This is a genomic window from Hymenobacter sp. GOD-10R, from assembly GCF_035609205.1.
Classification (GTDB): domain Bacteria; phylum Bacteroidota; class Bacteroidia; order Cytophagales; family Hymenobacteraceae; genus Hymenobacter.
On record NZ_CP141184.1, the window covers coordinates 2,119,752 to 2,137,966 of the forward strand.

Consider the following 18,215-nt stretch of genomic DNA (forward strand, 5'->3'; position numbering starts at 1 on the left):
CCTATTACCTCCCAACCCATGAAGAAAACGTACAACTGGCGGCGTGGTCAGCCGGTGGCGCTTGCCGCGCTGCTGCTGCTGACTAATCCCGCAGTCAGCTCCTTACAAGCCCGCCCGCTGCGGAAATCAATTGTCGACTGGCAGCTTACCGGCCGCGTAGTTTCTGCTAAAGATGAGGGTTTGCCCGGTGTGACTGTAGTGGTGAAAGGCACCACAAACGGTACTACGACGGGTGCCGACGGAAGCTTTAAACTATCGGTACCAGAAACAGGTGGTACGCTGGTATTCAGCTACATCGGTTATCAAACCCAAGAACGCAAGTTCTCTGGCTCGGAGACGCTGACTATCAAGTTGGTGGAGGATACGAAAGCGCTAGATGAGGTAGTGGTAGTAGGCTACGGCACGCAGAAGAAAGGCGACGTAACGGGTGCTATTGCTTCCTTCAATGCTGAAAAACTGCAAGAGCGCCCACTCGCCCGCGTTGACCAGGCTTTGGTAGGACAGCTGGCAGGTGTGCAAGTAAAGCAGACAACGGGTGTACCAGGGCGCGGCTTTAGCGTGCAAGTACGCGGCGCTGGCTCCATTACAGCCAACAACGAGCCCCTGTACGTGATTGATGGCTTCCCCTTGGAGGCTGCATCGCAGAACTCCTCTGGCCGTTTTGGTAACGGTAGCCCATTGGATAACATCAACCCCAATGACATTGAGAACATTGAGGTACTGAAAGACGCCGCCGCTGCCGCTATTTATGGTTCGCGGGCAGCCAACGGGGTGGTGCTTATCACCACAAAGCGGGGCAAATCGGGTAAACCGAAAATCAACCTGAACACCTACGCGGGCTTTACGCGGGCCGTGCGCAAGCTCGACATGCTCAATGCCGACGAGTGGATCGACCGCTCTGTTGAAATCATCAATGCTAACTGGGTCAACTCGGGCCCTGGGCGCCTGGCCACCCAAACTACGGCTGAGCGGCAGGCGGCGCTGAAGGTAACGACCATTGACCCTAAGTACATGATTGATGACCGGTGGCTACAGCCCGGGCATCCAGGTCTGGACTATGTGGATTGGCAAAAGGAAGCATTCCGTACGGGCTTTACGCAAGATGTACAACTAGCCGCTAGTGGCGCTAGTGACTTCGTAAACTACTATGTATCGGGCGACTACCTAAAGCAGGATGGTATGGTAATCGGCCTAGGCTACAAGCGCTACTCAGGCCGCGCCAACGTAGAAGTGAAAGCCAGCGACAAATTCAAGTTCGGCCTGAATATTTCGCCTTCCTACTCCATTACCTCTGACCCTGGCGTTGAAGGCAAGGATAACCTACTGCACTTGGTGGTAACCAGCTCGCCAGTGGTAGAGAGCACCGCCGGTCTGAATACCAACACAGGCGACTTCACCTATTATAACTGGGGCACCACGCGCAATAGCCCTCTTCGGTTGCTCCAAAAATCAGTTGGTGATACGCGTACCTTCCGTACCCTAGGTACTATCTACGGTGAATTCCAGATCGTTAAAGGCTTGGCTCTGCGCTCAACGGCCAACATCGACAACACGGACGCCGAGTCGAAATCGTACACGCCCGCTTTTGTGAACGGCAGCCTAGGTAGCCGGCAAGCAGCTGGCTCCTATAGTGGCTTCCGCAAGCAAACGTTTGTAAACGAGAACACACTGACGTACAACAAGACGCTCGGTGGCAAGCACGACATTACGGGCTTGGCTGGTTACTCTTACAACTTCACGAAGCTATACGCACAGGCACTATCGGCTACGGGCGGCTTCGTCAACCAGGCGGTGACGACCCTAAATGCGGCCACGAACATCAGTGGCACGGGTAGCAACTACACGACAGAAACCCAGAACGTTCTAATTTCCTACTTCGGACGTCTGCAGTATGCGTATGCCGGCAAGTACTTGCTCTCCGCCAGTATCCGGCGCGATGGTTCTTCGCGCTTCGGGGAGAACACCAAGTTTGGCGTGTTCCCGGCAGCATCATTGGGCTGGCGCATTTCCCAGGAGAACTTCATGCAGGGCATAACGCCGATTAGTGACCTAAAGCTGCGGGCTAGCGTGGGCTACTCCGGCAACAACGGTATCGGTGACTACAGCAGCATCGCGACCCTAGGTATCTACAACTACACGTTCGGCGGCGCCCAGTCTAGCGGCCAGGCACCCAACCGCGTGAACAACCCCGATCTGAAGTGGGAAAGATCCCGCACGTATGATGTTGGCTTTGATTTCGGTCTGCTCAAGAATCGTCTGACGGGTTCATTCGACTACTATACTAAGACGAGCAAAGACCTGTTGCTCAACATCCCGGTGCCATCAGCAGCCGGCTTCAGCACCCAGCTGACCAACATCGGCGAGGTGGTAAACCGCGGTCTGGAGTTGGAATTGACGAGCCACAACTTGGTAGGCGCTTTCCAGTGGAACACGTCGTTGAACGTGAGTCATAACACGAATAAGGTTGTGCACCTAGGTATAGGAGATACGCCAATCGAAATCACTTCCGCGTTCGACATTCCGAACAACATCTTGAAGGTAGGGCAGCCACTGTACAGCATCTACGTGGTAAAGCAGAATGGCATTCTGTCGCAGAGTGACATTGACAAGGGTGCAGCGCTTTACGGCTCGCAGACCGTAGGCGACCCCAAGTACGTGGATTACAACGGAGACGGAAAAATTGACCCAAGTGACCGTCAGATTGTAGGCCACCCAAATCCGAACTATACCTGGGGTGTGACCAACAGCTTCCGCTACAAAGGTTTCGACCTGAGTGTGTTGGTGCAGGGCCAAAATGGTGGTTCCATCTATTCGCTCTTCGGCCGCGCGGTAGACCGTACCGGTACCGGACAGGTAGACAACGTATTGGGCTTATACCGCGACCGGTGGCGCTCACCCGAAAACCCCGGTGCGGGCCTGCGGGGCAAAGCATACTCGACTTTCGGCCGCATCAAGAACACCGACTGGTTATATTCTTCCGACTACTGGCGCGTACGCAATATCACACTGGGCTACGACCTAGGTCTGGTTATCAAGAAGAGCATCGCGCAGGGAGCTCGCATCTACGTAACGGCTGAAAACTTCTTCGGCCATGACAAATACACAGGTGGTTTCAACCCCGAAGCTGTGAACACCGGCGGCGGCGACAACAACTTCCCGGTGGGCGTCGACTACGGCGGGCTACCGCTCGCTAAGTCGCTCATCCTGGGTTTGAACTTCACCTTCTAAGCCTAGCCTTCTTTTCTAATGAAAAAAATAGTTTTTCTTCTGTCTTCGATCTGCTGGCTATCGTTGAGTGGTTGCGAGAAGGATCTGGAGCAAGCACCGCTTTCCAGCGGCTCAACCCCCACGTTTTACCAAACTCAGGCCGACTTCGATCAGGCCCTGACGGCCTCCTACGCCCCACTTACCGCCTACCCAACCCGGGCGCTTAACCTCTCCGAAACCCGTTCCGATAATATTTACGGTGTTGACGACCTAGGGGTACGCGACTGGGCTCCGGTCAATAACTTCTCGACGGCGTTGGCGAACAACCCGTACATTGCCGAAGCGTGGAGCGGCAATTACAATGGCATTTTCCGGGCAAATACACTGCTTGATCAGCTGGCCACCAACGGAAGCGTTGTGAGCGACGCCAACCGCACCCGCTACGAAGGGGAAGCCAAGTTCCTGCGGGCCTTTTACTACTTCGATCTGGTGCGCTTCTTCGGCAAAGTGCCTTTGATCGATAAGGCCTTGGTGCCAGCGGACGTGCTGAAAGTGCCCCGCTCGCCCGTCGCCGATGTGTACAATCTGATCATCTCAGATTTGCAAACGGCCATTACGAACTTGCCCGCCACCTACGATTTCAGCGTTTCGGCTGATAAGCCCAACGTAGGACGTGCTACGGCTAACGCGGCCAAAAGCTTGCTCGCTCTGGTGTACCTGACCCGCTCGGGACCCACGTACGGCATCGAAGGCCCAGGCCTGGCCACGAACGAGTACAGCAAAGCCTTACCGTTGCTAAACGAGGTGCTTACCAGCGGAAAGTATGCGTTCCTAGCTTCGTACCCCGATATTTTCTCCTACACGAACGAAGACAACAAAGAAGTTATCTTCGATATTCAGTTCCAAAGCGGTGGTGCAGGCCTAGGTAGCGACTTCCCCGGTTTGCTTGTGCCCGATGCGTATTTCACGGCGCTGAAAATTCCGTTTGCATCAGGAGGCCTAGAAATCCGGCCGATTGCTAACGATCTGCTGAATTCTTACCCAACCGGCGACGTACGCAAGACCTTCAACTTTGCGCAGGGCTATACCAGCACTACGGGTTTCAAGGAAACGCGCTGGCTGATGAAGAAGTACCTGAATGAAAATACCAGAGGCACTACCCGCACCGACTGGGGCATCAACTGGATTGTGCTTCGCTACACCGATGTACTGCTGATGAAAGCTGAGTGCATTCTGCACGGCGCAGGCGGCAGTCAGGCGGAGGTAGACGACGCCGTGAACCGGGTACGGGCCCGCGCCGGTATCACGACCAAAGTTACCGGCGTTACCCTGCCGCAGCTGATGGAAGAGCGTCGCCGCGAGCTAGCAGGTGAGGGCTCCCGTTGGCACGACCTAGTGCGCGAAGGTGTTGTGCTCACCACTATCAACGCCTGGATTCCGAAAGAAGACACGCGCAACCGTATGAGCCGTAGCGTAGATGCCAACCAAATCATCTACCCAGTGCCACAGGCAGAACGCAGCGCTGCGCCTGACCTGTATGATCAGAATCCTGGGTACTAACCTTTAAGAGTAAGCAACAGAGAGAAAGCTCGGTTTTCGCAGATGAGTCATACTGCGGAAGCCGGGCTTCTTCTTTAAAAAAGCACACACAGCTGCTTCCTGAAATGGGCGTTTCAACAACGATTCTGCATTATCTTCATCTAAATCGAGTGAGCCGGGTATTTAGTTATGCGGTGCTGAGCAGTAGCTTCGTCTTATCACACCTAGCTTTAGGACAGGCCGAACTTGTTGTGAGTTCTGGTTCGCCGCTCTGGCACAACCAGCAACGCACGCTCCGTTACCATCCGGATGGGCAGGACTTCGTTATTGTCAACGGCAGCAAGCGCTTTACGCGGGCGCTCTACGGCACTAACACGGCTTTCCGAGTCGAGGCCGGCGACTTACCCGAGTTTGCGCTTTACCTGCCCGGTATGGGTGGCAACTTGAAGTTCGGTTTGCTCGGTGACAATGGGCAAAGCAAGTGGCTGATTAAAGCGGATAAAATAACTGCCCGCTACCGGCCCGGCGGGATGTTTTACGATATCGAGGACCCGCTGCTAGGTGCCGGGAGCCTGCACGTAGAAGTGCTAGCTATGGCCGACGCAGAAGGCTTAGTGGTGAAAGCTAGGTTCGACAAAGTACCAGTAGGCCAAGTACGCCTGTTGTGGGCCTACGGCGGCGCCACTGGCAAGAAGTTTAGCCGCGACGGCGACATCGGAGCTGACCCTGAATCGAGCTTCTATCTAAAGCCGGAGTACTGCCAGGGCAACACCTTCGATCTGAAAAACAACACGTTTACGCTCTCTTACGGGGCCGAAGCGAAGAGCACGGAAGCTGAGCGTTACGAGATTCAGCCGGCTGGGCAGGTGAAGAAGCCAACGCCAATGGTGCGTAAAAGCCTGCTCGGGTTGATGCCTACTGCTTCTACCATGCACCTAGCTGATGCAGCTCAGCAGGACTCACCGCAGCAACTCTTGGCGTCGAAAGCGGCTACTGCGCCGGTGTTGGCGGGAGCAGTGCCAGCCAAGCCAGGGGAGGACCTGTATTTTGCCGTACAGAAAGCGGAAGATGCCGTGGCGCTGCGCTATGCCGATCTGCCGAAAGCCGTGGCCAAAGCCGAAGCTGCGCGCCAACAGCTCGCCAGCCGGGTACAAGTCGTGACACCCGATCCGTACATTAATACCCTAGGCGGTGCGCTGAGCGTGGCCGCCGATGCCATTTGGGAGAGTCCTTCGTTTATGCACGGCTCAGTCGCGTGGCGCATGCGTCTCAATGGCTGGCGCGGACCATACGTAGCCGATCCGCTCGGCTGGCACGACCGGGCGCAGGCGCACTTCCGCGCTTATTCCAAGTCGCAACTGACGACACCAGCCGGACCAGTCGTGATGGATACCGCGCTGCACCTAGCGCGCAGCCTGGAAAAGCTAGGCACCAGTGTGTACAGCGACGGCTACATCAGTCGGAACCCTGGCGGCGACTTCCGACCGCACCACTACGACATGAATCTGGTGTACGTCGATGCGCTGCTACGCCATTTTTACTGGACCGGCGACCTCACTTTTGCCAAGGAAATGTGGCCCGTGCTTCAGCGGCACCTAGCTTGGGAAAAGCGCAACTTCGACCCCGACAACGATGGCCTTTACGATGCCTACGCTGCTATCTGGGCCAGCGACGCCTTGCAATACAGCGGTGGCGCCGTCACGCATTCGTCGGCATATAACTACTGGTCCAACTCGGTGGCGGCAACCATCGCGGCGCAGATTGGCGAAGACCCAGTGCCATACCAGCAGGAAGCAGCGCGTATTCGGCAGGCGCTGAACGCACGCCTATGGCAGCCGGGCAAAGGCTGGTATGCGGAGTACCAGGATGCCCTAGGTCTGAAGCAGCTCCACCCCAGTGCCGGCTTGTGGACCGTATATCATTCCCTCGACTCAGAAGTGCCCGATGCGTTTCAGGCCTACCAGGCACTGCGCTACGTGGATGCGGAGATTCCGCATATTCCGGTGCGTGCCGTAGGGTTGCCCGACGAGGGGTATCATCTGCTGGCAACGACCAACTGGCAGCCCTACGATTGGTCCTTGAATAATGTAGCAATGGCCGAAGTGCTGCACACCACGCTCGCCAACTGGCAAGCCGGCCGCGCTGAGGAGGCCTTTGTGCTGTGGAAAAGCGCCTTGCTGGAAAGTATGTACCTAGGTTCCAGCCCCGGCAACATCCAACAGATTTCGTTCTACGACGCCAACCGCGGCGAACTGTACCGGGACTTCGCCGACCCCATCGCCATGACGGCGCGCTCTTTGGTAGAAGGCTTGTTCGGCATTGTGCCCAATGCTTTAGCCGGCACGCTCACTATTCGGCCCGGCTTGCCGATGGCTTGGAACTCGGCCGCGCTGATAGTGCCTGATTTGAGCTTTGATTTCAAGCGCCAAGGCTCCCAAGACACCTACATGCTCACACCGCATTTTGCGAAGCCGCTGAAGCTTCAGCTCCAAGTGAAAGCGCGCACTACTTCCGTTAAAAGCGTGACTGTGAACGGGCAGAAGGCCATTTGGAAAAATGTAGACGCAGCCGTTGGGCAGCCCAGCATCGAGATTGACAGCGCTCCGGCCGCGCAGTACGTGGTTAACATCGAATGGCAAGGTGACGCGCCTGACGTGCCAAGCCTAGCTGCCGAATATGCCACCGGCGCCGCGTTGGCCGTCCGCTTGCCGCATGCTAGCATCACGAAAGTATTTGACCCGCAACAAATTTTGCAGGAACCTACCACGCAAGGGCAGGAGCTAAAAGCGCGTGTAGCGGGCGAAATTGGCAGCCGCACTGCTTTCACGCAGTTGCGCCAGGGCGACCTGACCTGGTGGGCGGCGCTGCCGGTGGAGGTGCAGCCGGCGCTAACGCTGGTAGAAGCATCCGAGACAAACGGACTTCAGTTCCGGGTCCGAAACCACACCGATACGCCCGTGCAAGCGCGCGTACTAGTTGGAGCTGGTAAAAAGGCTTTTGCTGACAACATCAGCGTGCCCGCGCATGCCACTTCAGCGGCCATAACAGTACCGGCGGCATACCTCATGCCGGGTAGCAATGCCGTAACAATAACGTGGGGCAATAACCAACGGCTAACGAAAAGCCTCCTCACCTGGGCAGCTTCTACCCCAAGCAAGCTGCGCTACGAACCAGTTGACCTAGTTCCTTATTACAACGACCAGGTCACGAAGATCTTTCAGAACAAATACCTGTCGCCCCGCCCGAAAGGGCCTACGTTGCAGCTACCCACGCAAGGCATCGGTAACTGGTGCTATCCGCTCACGGAGGCCATCATCAACGATGCGGGGCTGCGTAAGCTGGCTGGGGCGCAAAACCAGATTCAACTACCGTGGGGCGCGCCGCTGCGCACGCCAAGTGCGGCGGGGGAGAAGAACGTGCTTTTTGTGTCGCAGTGGGACAATTACAAGCCCGAGCAGACCGTGCCGCTCAAGGGAAAAGCTAGGCACGCCTACCTGCTGATGGCGGGCTCCACCAACCCCATGCAAACCCGCCTAACCAACGGCGAAGTTACGGTGACGTACGCCGATGGCTCGCAGGAAACCCTAGCGTTGCGCAACCCCGAAAATTGGTGGCCCATCGAGCAAGATTACGCCCAAGATGGCTTTGCGTTCACCACCGACGCCCCGAAGCCGTGGCGTGTGCACCTGCAAACTGGCCTCATCACCCGCGATTTTGACCACTACATCTCCATTAAGGGCTTCAGCACGCGTGCCATTGAGGGCGGTGCTGCCACCGTCCTCGACTTGCCACTTGATCCCAAGAAAAAGCTGAAGAGCTTGACTGTGAAAGCCCTAGCCAATGACGTGGTTATCGGCTTGATGAGCGCGACCTTGGTGCGAGAATAAAACCTGCTAAACAACCTACCAACAGAGAAAACAACCTGAACACTGCCTATGCCTTATCCTTCCAGACTACTAACGGGCTTATTAGCAACCTACCTCGCCCTGAGCAATGTGCCGCTGCACGCCCAGCAAACCCCTATTGATCGGAAAGCCCTGGTGGAGCGGCACAAAGTCGTGAATACCAAGACGGACTCCTTGGCCTCGCTCACGGTGGGCAATGGTACGTTTGCGTTTACCACCGACGTCACGGGGCTGCAAAGCTTCCCTGAGTACTACCAAAAGGGCGTGTCGCTCGGTACGCAGTCGGAGTGGGGCTGGCATAGCTTCCCGAATACCAACCACTACACGGTGGAGGAATCGCAACGCGAGTACTTGCTGAATGGTCGCAAGATTCCCTACACGGTGCAAGTCAAAGCGCCGGAACGCGCGAAGGATGCGCAGGATTTCTTGCGCGCCAATCCGCACCGTTTGCAGCTTGGTAACCTAGGTTTTGTGTTGCTGAAGAAAGATGGCTCGAAGGCTACCATCAAAGACCTGCGCAACATTCGGCAGGTGCTGAACCCCTGGACGGGCGAAATTACCAGTCACTTCACCTTGGAAGGCTCACCAGTGGATGTGATAACCGTCGGGCACCAGGCCGAAGACTTGGTAGCCGTGCAGGTGAAGTCGCCGCTACTGAAGCAACAGCGGCTGAAAATAGCCTTGCGCTTTCCTTTCCCGACTGCGCAGTGGGACGACACCGGCGTGAACTACACCCAAAACGATCAGCATACGTCTAAAATCGAGCGACAAAAAGGTCACACCGCCGTGGTGTCGCACAAGCTAGATGCCGATCAATACTTTGTGGGGTTGCTGTGGAACGACGATGCCGCTAAGCTAGCTCCTGGCCGGCCGCACGAATTTGTGCTCACGCCAAGCAAGGCCCAAGACACCTTCGAAGTAAGCTGCCGGTTTACCGCCGCGAACAAGACTGACACCGTGCCGCCGTTTGCTGCCGCCCGCACGAACAGCCAAACGCGTTGGGCCGGCTTCTGGACCAGCGGCGGCGCCGTCGATTTCAGCGGCACCACCGACCCTAGGGCGGCCGAGCTAGAGCGGCGTATTGTGTTGTCGCAGTATCTCATTCGGGCGCAAACCACCGGGCACTTCCCGCCCCAGGAAACGGGCCTGACCTATAACAGCTGGTTTGGCAAGCCCCACCTAGAAATGCATTGGTGGCACGACATGCACTACGGCCTCTGGGGCCGCACCGATTTGCTGGAAGAAAGCCTGGAATGGTACCTGCGCCCCGAAATTCAGGCTGGGGCCAAAGCCATTGCCAAGCGCCAAGGTTTCGAGGGCATGCGGTGGCAGAAAATGACCGACAACCAAGGCAAAGAAGCGCCTTCGTCGGTGGGCGCATTTCTGATCTGGCAGCAGCCGCACCCCATCTACATGGCCGAGCTGGTGTACCGGGCACACAAGAATCCGGCGGTGCTGAAGAAGTACCAGGAGATGGTGTTTGCCACGGCTGAGTTCATGGCCTCGTACCCGTTCTATGAGAAAGACAAAGACCGCTACATCCTAGGCAAGGGCGTGATTCCGGCCCAGGAGCGCTTCAAAGCGGAAGAGACGTTTAACCCCACGTACGAGCTGGTATACTGGCATTGGGCCCTGAACGTGGCCCAGCAGTGGCGCGAGCGGGCGGGCCTAAGTCGCAATGCGAAGTGGGATGAAATAATCAAAAAGCTCTCGACGCTACCGCAAGCCAACGGCGTGTACCTGGCCGCCGAAAGCGCCCCTGACTCCTACACCAACCCCGAATACAAAACCGACCACCCGTCGGTATTCGGGGCACTGGGCATGATGCCCGCCACCGGTCAGCAGGACGCCGCCACCATGCGCCGTACCTTCGACCTGATCTGGAAAGACTGGAGCTGGGACAAAACCTGGGGCTGGGACTTCCCCATGACGGCTATGACTGCCACCCGCCTCGGTATGCCCGACAAAGCCGTGGATGCCCTGCTGATGAAGGTGCACACCAACGTCTACTTGCCCAACGGTCACAATTTTCAAGATGACCGCTTGCGCATCTACCTGCCCGGCAACGGAGGCTTGCTCGCCGCCATTGCGCTCATGTGCGCTGGCTACGACGGCAGCACGGAAGCAACGCCGGGCATTCCGAAAGACTGGAAAGTGAAGTGGGAAGGCTTGCAGAAGATGCCATAAGCCAACCTAGGTGCCCGCATAAAGCTGCTGAGCTGTATAACTAGCACCAAACGAAAAGCCTCCTATTCTCCGACACTCGGCAGAATAGGGGGCTTTTGTATCAATAGATTATGCTCGTGGCGCAAGCTTCAAATAACCAGTAATCGGTTACTGGTTCCAGGCTGCCTGTTGCCAGCTCGCCGGCTTATTAGGCGTGCAATCCTTAAACCGGATATCCGCCGACTTCTCGCCCGATACGTCGGCCACAAGGGTAGCTCCTGGAACGATGAACTGCACTTTGTCAAAGAGAACATTACGGGCATCAATGAGGCTAATCTGCGCATCTGTGGTGCGGATGGTGGCGTTGCGGACGGTGAAGTCTTGCACATCAGCGGCGGTAAACAGCTTCTTGGCGTTTATATCTAGGTTTTCTAGTACCACATGAGTCAGCGGCGTTTCCGGAATGGCATTCACTTTCACAAACTGGCTAGCATTTTCCACGATGATGTCCTTCGCGGTAATGTTGGCAAAATGCGGGGTAAGCGGGTTGATGGAGCGCGCCGGCAGGCGGACCGCTAGCTCGCCTACATAGGTTTTGCTGCCGAGCATATCCCAGTTGAAGGCGGCGTCTTTCAGGTTCATGCGGATACGTTCGTAGGTGAGGTTCTCGCCCCCACCACCCCGCGGCCGGCGGGTTTTGAACCGGATGCCCACGCCAGTGTTGTCGAACACACAATCGTGCACGTATAGGTTGCGAATCATGCCCGCCGTTTCGCTGCCGCACGTGATGCCGCCGTGTCCTTCCCGGGCCAGGCAGTAGCGCACTACTACGTTCTCGGTCGGCTTGTTTACCCGCAGGCCATCTTCGCCCCGCCCCGCCTTGATGGTAAAGCAGTCGTCGCCGCAGCTCAGGGTGGAGTATTCAATCAGCACGTTGCGCGACGACTCTACGTCGATGCCGTCGCCGCGGGGTATGCCCACGGAGTTCACTGTGATGCCCCGGATGATAACCCCATCGCAATACACGGGTACAATGTTCCAGAACGCCGTGTTTTCCAGCGAGATGCCCTCGATGTATACATTGCGACAGTTGATGGGCGAGATAAACATGGGCAGGAAAATGGGGCTACCGTTGTAACCCTCATACACCCGTTCGGCTACCGGCATGGAGGCGGTAATGATGTTTTCGACCACGTCACCTTCCATGACCTGCTTCCGAACCGAGCCACCCTGCATTGGGCCGATCAGCCGTCCTGAGCCGGTCACGGCAATGTTCTCCTGACCATTGGCGTAAATGCAGGCGCCTAGCGACATCACCTCCACGCCTTCGTTGCGGGTAAAAACCGCGGGGCGGTAATCTTCCACTTCGCCGCTGAAATACAGCTCCGCGCCCGCATCGAGGTGCAGGTTTACGTTGCTTTTCAAGCTGATACGTCCGGTGTGCCATTTTCCGGCCGGAATAAGGACCGTGCCGCCACCGTGCTGACTTACTGCATCGATGGTAGCTTGTATCGTCTGGGTCACTTTAGCGCCTGGCTGCGCGCCCCGTTCAGTGATGCTGAGTGTATAGGCCGGAAAAGAAGGTTTTTTAAACTGCGGCACAACAAAAGGAGCCTTCACGGGGGCAATGTCGATGGGCAAACGGAGTGCTCCCACCTGTTCCTTCGTCGGAATAGTGGCTTTTGCAGCAGAAGGTTTGCTAGGCGGGGATGTTGAGCACGAGGTGCTTAGCAGCAGCACGAGCCACAACAGATGTGCGGAATAGCCAATGATATTGCTGTAATCTAGGCGGTTCTGCATGGAGCGACCAATTAGTTGTGGTAGTAAACCAACTGGTCGGCGCAAGAAGAACCGTCCTGCACCATCCTGACGGTGCGCCGCGTAGCTAGTAGGTGACCTAGCCCCCTTCCTCCCGATGGTCGAGAAGGCGGGCTCCTGGCTGTTGCACTTTCGTAGGATAGGCGCTACGTGGTAGAAAGGAAAAAGCTAGAGGTAACCGGAAATAATCAAGTTTTCTCCGTTGGTTTTTTGTGATTTATGCTGAGCCTGACTAACCTAGCTTCAATTTTCTTTTTAGCCTTATTCTTCTCATCCTTTCCAAGCATGACAAACCCACTACGTTTCCTGCTCCTTGGCCTAATGCTGCTCAGCCAAGCTAGCTGGGCGCAAACCAAATCCAAGGTGGCAGGCGCTGCAAAGCCGCTTTCTCAGCGCATGGCCGATTCGTTTATGGCTGAATATCCTGATTCGCTTGGTATTGCTAAAAGCAAGGCTGCGCGCTGGGGCTATGAGCAAGGCGTCATGCTGACGGCGCTGGAGCGGGTAGGCCAGCGCACCAACGACCCACGTTACTTCAACTACGTGCACAAAATCGTGGACTACTCGGTGCAGCCTGATGGCACCATCACCGGCTACAAGTCCGACGACTACAGCGTCGATAACATTCCGACGGGCCGCTCGGTGCTCACGCTCGCTCAGCGCTTCCCGAAAGAAACCAAGTACCGCAAAGCCGCCGACCTATTGCGGCAGCAACTCACCACCCACCCGCGCACCAAAGAAGGTGGCTTCTGGCACAAGAAGCGTTACCCCAACCAGATGTGGCTCGATGGCCTCTACATGCTGGAGCCCTTCTACGCCGAGTACAGCAAAATCTATAACGAACCCGCCAACTTCGACGACATCGCCAAGCAATTTGCCTTAATTGAAAAGTACTGCGTCGATCCAAAAACGGGCTTGCTCTACCACGCTTACGACGAAAGCAAAGAGCAGAAATGGGCCAACAAGCAAACTGGGCAATCGCCTAACTTCTGGAGCCGCGGCATGGGCTGGTACGCTATGGCCTTGGTCGATGTGCTTGATTATTTCCCCAAAAGCCACCCACAGCGCGCGCAACTCATCAAAGACCTGCAGCGCTTGGCGCCAGTGCTGACCAAGTACCAGGATCCAAAAACCGGCGGCTGGTATCAGGTAACTGACCAAGGCACCCGCGCTGGCAACTACATCGAAACCTCTTCCTCCAGCATGTTTGTGTACGCGCTGGCGAAGGGCACACGCCTAGGGTACTTGGATAAGGCTTTCCAAAAGGTAGCACAGCAGGGCTACGATGGGCTCGTGAAGAACTTCATCGAAACGACTCCTAACGGCGCACTTGCTATGAACGGCACGGTGAGCGTAGGCGGCCTAGGTGGCGACCCTTATCGCGACGGTAGCTACGAGTACTACCTAAGTGAGAAGATTAAGCAAAACGATTTTAAGGGAGTAGGTCCTTTTATTATGGCTAGCCTCGAAATAGAAGCTGCCAAGAAAGGTTTGTAGGAACGCGCCACGGCGGGTTCCTACAGGCATAGCGGCAACTTTCGCCGGCAAGAGTAGGTTAGGTTTGGTATGAGGCTATCATTTCGTTTCATCATCCTAGGGTGCCTTTTGTTGGCGCCGCTTCTAGCAATGACTCAATCCACTCAGCAACCATCCTTGGCGGAGACGCTGCGCGCCGGCAAGTGGGAAAAGCGTATGGTGCTGCTCTACGCTCCAGCTGCCGACAATGCCGAGTTCAAACAACAAAAGAGCCTCTTAGCTCAAGCCCAAGGCGCGGTGCACGACCGAGACATCCGGGTGCTAGAGCTAACCGCCAATCAACTATCGGCCGCCGACAAGCAGTATTTGCAACAGCAGCTGAAAGTAGAACCGACCCAATTTACGGTGTTACTAATTGGCAAGGACGGCGGCGTGAAGCTGCGGCAGACCAAGGCCCTGACAGCGCAGCAGCTATTCGGCACTATTGATAAGATGCCGATGCGGCAGCAAGAAATGAAAAAGCACTAGGGCGAACCCAACTGGGTTCGCCCTAGTGCTTTTGAATGAGAATGGTCCTGCTAAGCTTGTCGAAGCATCACGGATCGTTATGCGCTTCTAATTCCCGCCGCCTGTACTGTTTGGCTTGCCTTTGCCGAAGCTAGCTAGCTGGCCGAGCAATTCCCGCACGGCTGTATCCAGCTGCACGTCGCGACTGGCGTAGCTCTCGCCGATGGGCCGGGTTACGGGCACGTCGACGGGGCGGGGGTTCATCTCCATGACCTGGCCGTCGCGCGTGGCGCGGATAGTAGTGTTGGGCAAGCGCAGGCTGGAACCGTCGAGCAAGGAGACGTTCGAAGTGAAGATGATCCAGCCGCCTGTTGGTTCGCCCACGATCTTACCTAGGTTCAGGGCGCGGTAGCCTTCGGTGAAGTCTTCGGCGTCGGAGAGGGAATGTTGGTTGGTGACCAGGATAGTGGGCAATTCCACAGCGCGCTGACCTAGCGAGCCCCGCGCCGGTATGGCTTGGGCCATGTTGCGGTTGGTCATGGTCAGGTAGCTACGACGGGCTAGCACGTCGATGGCGTACACGTTCACGAAGCCGCCGTTGTTGTTACGCACGTCCACCACCACGCCTTCCCGACCTAGGTTCTCGGCGTCGAGATCTAGGTAGAGTTGAGCTAGGGAGTTGGCCGACATATCATACATGTGCACGTAGCCCAAGCGCCCGCCGCTGGCCTTGGCCACGTAGGCGCGGCGCTCTTCCACCCACTGCCGATACGCCAAGCCTTTCTCCGTGTCGCGGCTCAGGGGGCGAACAACTACCTCGCGGGCCCCAGTGCCTTTGGCGTTTGATGCCACACGCAGGGCCACGCGCCGGTTCACGGTGTATTGCAAGAGCTCGTCGAGGTTCGTAGGCGCCGCTAGCTCTTGGCCATCCAAGGCGAGCAGGTAGTCACCCGTTTTGAGGCCGGCCAAATCACCGGCGCTGAGGGGCAGCACGCTGGTAATCCGCAAGCGGCCTTTCTGCTCGTACTCCTCCCGGTCGAAGGCAACACCTAGCCGCCCCGTTGATGGCGACACGGTGCCGGTGGTGGGAGCTGCGGGGTTTAGGCCCGTATGCGAAGCATTGAGCTCCCCGATCATCAGGTTCACTAAGCGGCGGGCTTCGTCTACGGTGCGGGCGCCAGCGATGTAGGGGGCATACTGATAGTGGAGTGCCATCCAATTGACCCCATTAAAGCTAGGATCGTTGAAATGGTCGCGCAGGTAGCTCCAGGCTTGCTCAAACACCGCTTGTTTTTCGTGCTCAAAGTCTACGTCCATCTCTGCCGATACGGCAATGGGGCGCGCTTTGCCCTTGTCCGGATCTACCGGAATCACCTGAATCTTGCCTTGGTCGAGGTAGTAGATTTCCTTACCATCGGGCGAAAACTGGGCGTTGCGCTTTAAGCCCGTCGTGGAGGTGAGTTGCCGTACCACGGAGGTCTCTTTACCTAGCTCATCCAGCGAGTAGAGGTAGAGGTTAGATTGATTCGCGACAAAAGCCGTCAACAGCAGCCACTTACCATTAGGACTGATGGCGTGCGAGTTGACATTAACGCCAATGGGCAGCAAACTCAATCGGCGCCGAATATCCTCGAACACAATGCTCACCGGGCGCTTGGCCAAGGAATCGGGGGTTGCAGTAGTAAGGCTATTCTTATCCTTGAGCTTTTTCCCACGGCTCGTTGCGATGCTAGGTGTCGTGGCGCGCGCTGAGTCAGCGGCGGGCAGTGGGGTAGCAGGCTTCACCGTCGGGGCGGTGTTCTTATCGGGCGCGGTAGGCGTGGGAGTTTGCTGCTCCCGGAACAAGTCCCGGAACTGGTCCTCACGGAAGCGCGGCGTGCGGGGCAGCAGATCCACGCGGGCCACTTGGGCGTCTTCGGTGCGCTGGCCCGTGTCGAAGAGCAAGAACTTGCCATCGGGGCTCCATGATACGCCGTTGCTGTTGGTATTGGCCACAAAGCTGACCGGCCGCGCCTCCTTGCCCCCGGCCACGGGCACCACCGAAACGTTGGTGAAGCGTCGCGCCCCACGGGGCAAAAACGCCAGCCACTTGCTGTCGGGCGACCAAGTGAAGGAGCGCTCGGCGTGCAGCGGTATCCGGTCGAAGTTGGCCGTCGTCACGACGCGCTCCTGCTTCGACCCTAGGTCCAGCACGCGCAGCTCGCGGGCGTTGCGCTCAAAGGCCAGCAGCTTGCCGTCGGGCGAAAGGCGCGGCGCGGCGTCGTTCATCTTGTCGTTGGTCAGGCGCGTTTCCTTACCCGTGGCAAAGTCGTAGCGGTATACGTGCGTGGCCGCGTCGCGCTCCGAGAGGTAGATAAGGCTGCGGCTATCGGGCGACCAAGAAATTTCCATCTCAGCGGCCGGCGTAATGGTCAGCCGTGTAGCCTCGCCGCCAGCCGTAGCACCGGCCGCAAACACTTCGCCATGCACCACGAAGGCAACCTTCTTGCCGTCGGGCGAAAGAGCTAGCTCCTGCAAGCGGTCGGTGAAGCGCACGCGCTCCACGGGGCTGCCCGCTGGCGCACCCCGCCGCCGAATAGCCACTTCCTTCACCTGTCCATTGTCGGTATTCATAGTCCAGAGGCGGAAGTTGCGCTCAAACACGATCAGCTTGCCATCGTGAGAAATGCTCGGCCAGAGCAAGCGCCCATCCTTGAAGCTGGTTACTTGCCGGGCGGGCGCTCGGTCGAGGCCAATGGTCCAGAGGTTTTCCGCGCCGCTGCGGTCCGACACGTAGAACAACCGTTGGCCCGCTGCCGCCCACATGGGCCACAGCTCCTTAGCCCCGCTCGTGGTCAGGGCTTCATAGCTAGGTTTGCCGTCCTTTTCGCGCCGCAGCCAGATCTCAGCTTCGTCTAAGTGACTGTGGCCGTGGCGCCACCAATAGTTAGACGCCACCCCACGGGCCGAAAAAGCTAGGGTCTGACCATCGGGCGCCGGGGCGGCGAAGAACTCGTTGGCGTAGCGGTCAGCACTCACCGGCATGGGCGTGCCCCCATTTAGCGACACCCGGTAGATGTCGTTCATGGAGGCAATATCGTGGCTCGTAGACGAGAAGTAGAGCCACTTGCCGTCGGGCGACCAGGCGTCGAGTTGGTCGTTGGCGTCGTCGAAGGTGAGGCGGCGCAGCTGTCCGCTTTCCAAGTTCAGCACGTACACGTCGCCGGCGCCAGTGCGAGTAGAGGTGAAGGCCAGTGACTTGCCGTCAGGCGAGTACAGAGGGCGTGATTCGTTGGCTGGGTGCGCTACTAGGAGCCTGGCTTCGCCACCGCCCACTGGCACGGTCCAGATGTCGCCACCCGAAACGAAAGCTAGCTCCGTACGGTCAGGCGATACAGCAGGCTCAGTGAAGTAAGCGGCCGTCGGTGGATCGGCTGCTAAGGCAGGCACCCAAGGCAGAGCGAGCAGTGCGGCAAGTAATAACGGCTTAGATGCACGTTGTAAGAAGGTAGAAGTAGGCATAGCGTAGGGAAAAGCAGAAGATTAAACCCGCAAACTGTGAGAGCTTAACGCGTGGTAGTATCGCAAGATAAAACGACATGCCTAGCTAGCTAAGGG

General features: G+C 57.2%; 8 protein-coding genes. 6 read left to right on the forward strand and 2 right to left on the reverse strand.

The annotated features are described in order from the left end of the window. Positions 1–18 precede the first annotated feature (18 nt). The 4 genes from SD425_RS08610 to SD425_RS08625 all read left to right on the forward strand — a co-directional run bounded on the left by SD425_RS08610 (position 19) and on the right by SD425_RS08625 (position 10,838). A complete protein-coding gene (locus SD425_RS08610) occupies positions 19–3,228 on the forward strand; it encodes a TonB-dependent receptor (protein ID WP_324677470.1) in 3,210 nt (1,069 codons plus the stop codon). An 18-nt stretch (positions 3,229–3,246) separates the two neighbouring features. Continuing rightward, complete coding sequence (locus SD425_RS08615; RefSeq protein ID WP_324677472.1) at positions 3,247–4,767, forward strand: RagB/SusD family nutrient uptake outer membrane protein; 1,521 nt, start codon at positions 3,247–3,249, stop codon at positions 4,765–4,767. A 104-nt stretch (positions 4,768–4,871) separates the two neighbouring features. Then, a complete protein-coding gene (locus SD425_RS08620) occupies positions 4,872–8,633 on the forward strand; it encodes a DUF4450 domain-containing protein (RefSeq protein ID WP_324677474.1) in 3,762 nt (1,253 codons plus the stop codon). 48 nt (positions 8,634–8,681) lie between these two features. After that, entirely contained in the window at positions 8,682–10,838 is a 2,157-nt protein-coding gene (locus SD425_RS08625; RefSeq protein ID WP_324677476.1) for a hypothetical protein, read from the forward strand. A 147-nt stretch (positions 10,839–10,985) separates the two neighbouring features. Here SD425_RS08625 and SD425_RS08630 read toward each other — a convergent pair whose 3' ends face one another. After that, a complete protein-coding gene (locus tag SD425_RS08630) occupies positions 10,986–12,617 on the reverse strand; it encodes a glycoside hydrolase family 28 protein (RefSeq protein ID WP_324677478.1) in 1,632 nt (543 codons plus the stop codon). 303 nt (positions 12,618–12,920) lie between these two features. On the opposite strand from SD425_RS08630, the gene SD425_RS08635 reads away from it, so the two are divergent. After that, complete coding sequence (locus tag SD425_RS08635; protein ID WP_324677480.1) at positions 12,921–14,132, forward strand: glycoside hydrolase family 88 protein; 1,212 nt, start codon at positions 12,921–12,923, stop codon at positions 14,130–14,132. A gap of 129 nt (positions 14,133–14,261) precedes the next feature. Continuing rightward, a complete protein-coding gene (locus SD425_RS08640) occupies positions 14,262–14,639 on the forward strand; it encodes a DUF4174 domain-containing protein (RefSeq protein ID WP_324677483.1) in 378 nt (125 codons plus the stop codon). A gap of 87 nt (positions 14,640–14,726) precedes the next feature. Here the strand turns inward: SD425_RS08640 and SD425_RS08645 are convergent, their stop codons facing one another. Beyond that, positions 14,727–18,119 carry a S41 family peptidase gene (locus SD425_RS08645; RefSeq protein WP_324677485.1) on the reverse strand — a complete coding sequence of 1,131 codons (3,393 nt, stop codon included), beginning with the start codon at positions 18,117–18,119 and terminating at the stop codon, positions 14,727–14,729. Positions 18,120–18,215 lie beyond the last annotated feature (96 nt).

Coding starts and splice junctions, on each gene's coding strand:
- SD425_RS08610 (WP_324677470.1), top strand. CDS start 19: ATGAAGAAAACGTACAACTGGCGGCGTGGTCAGCCGGTGGCGCTTGCC.
- SD425_RS08615 (WP_324677472.1), top strand. CDS start 3,247: ATGAAAAAAATAGTTTTTCTTCTGTCTTCGATCTGCTGGCTATCGTTG.
- SD425_RS08620 (WP_324677474.1), top strand. CDS start 4,872: ATGGGCGTTTCAACAACGATTCTGCATTATCTTCATCTAAATCGAGTG.
- SD425_RS08625 (WP_324677476.1), top strand. CDS start 8,682: ATGCCTTATCCTTCCAGACTACTAACGGGCTTATTAGCAACCTACCTC.
- SD425_RS08630 (WP_324677478.1), bottom strand. CDS start 12,617: ATGCAGAACCGCCTAGATTACAGCAATATCATTGGCTATTCCGCACAT.
- SD425_RS08635 (WP_324677480.1), top strand. CDS start 12,921: ATGACAAACCCACTACGTTTCCTGCTCCTTGGCCTAATGCTGCTCAGC.
- SD425_RS08640 (WP_324677483.1), top strand. CDS start 14,262: ATGACTCAATCCACTCAGCAACCATCCTTGGCGGAGACGCTGCGCGCC.
- SD425_RS08645 (WP_324677485.1), bottom strand. CDS start 18,119: ATGCCTACTTCTACCTTCTTACAACGTGCATCTAAGCCGTTATTACTT.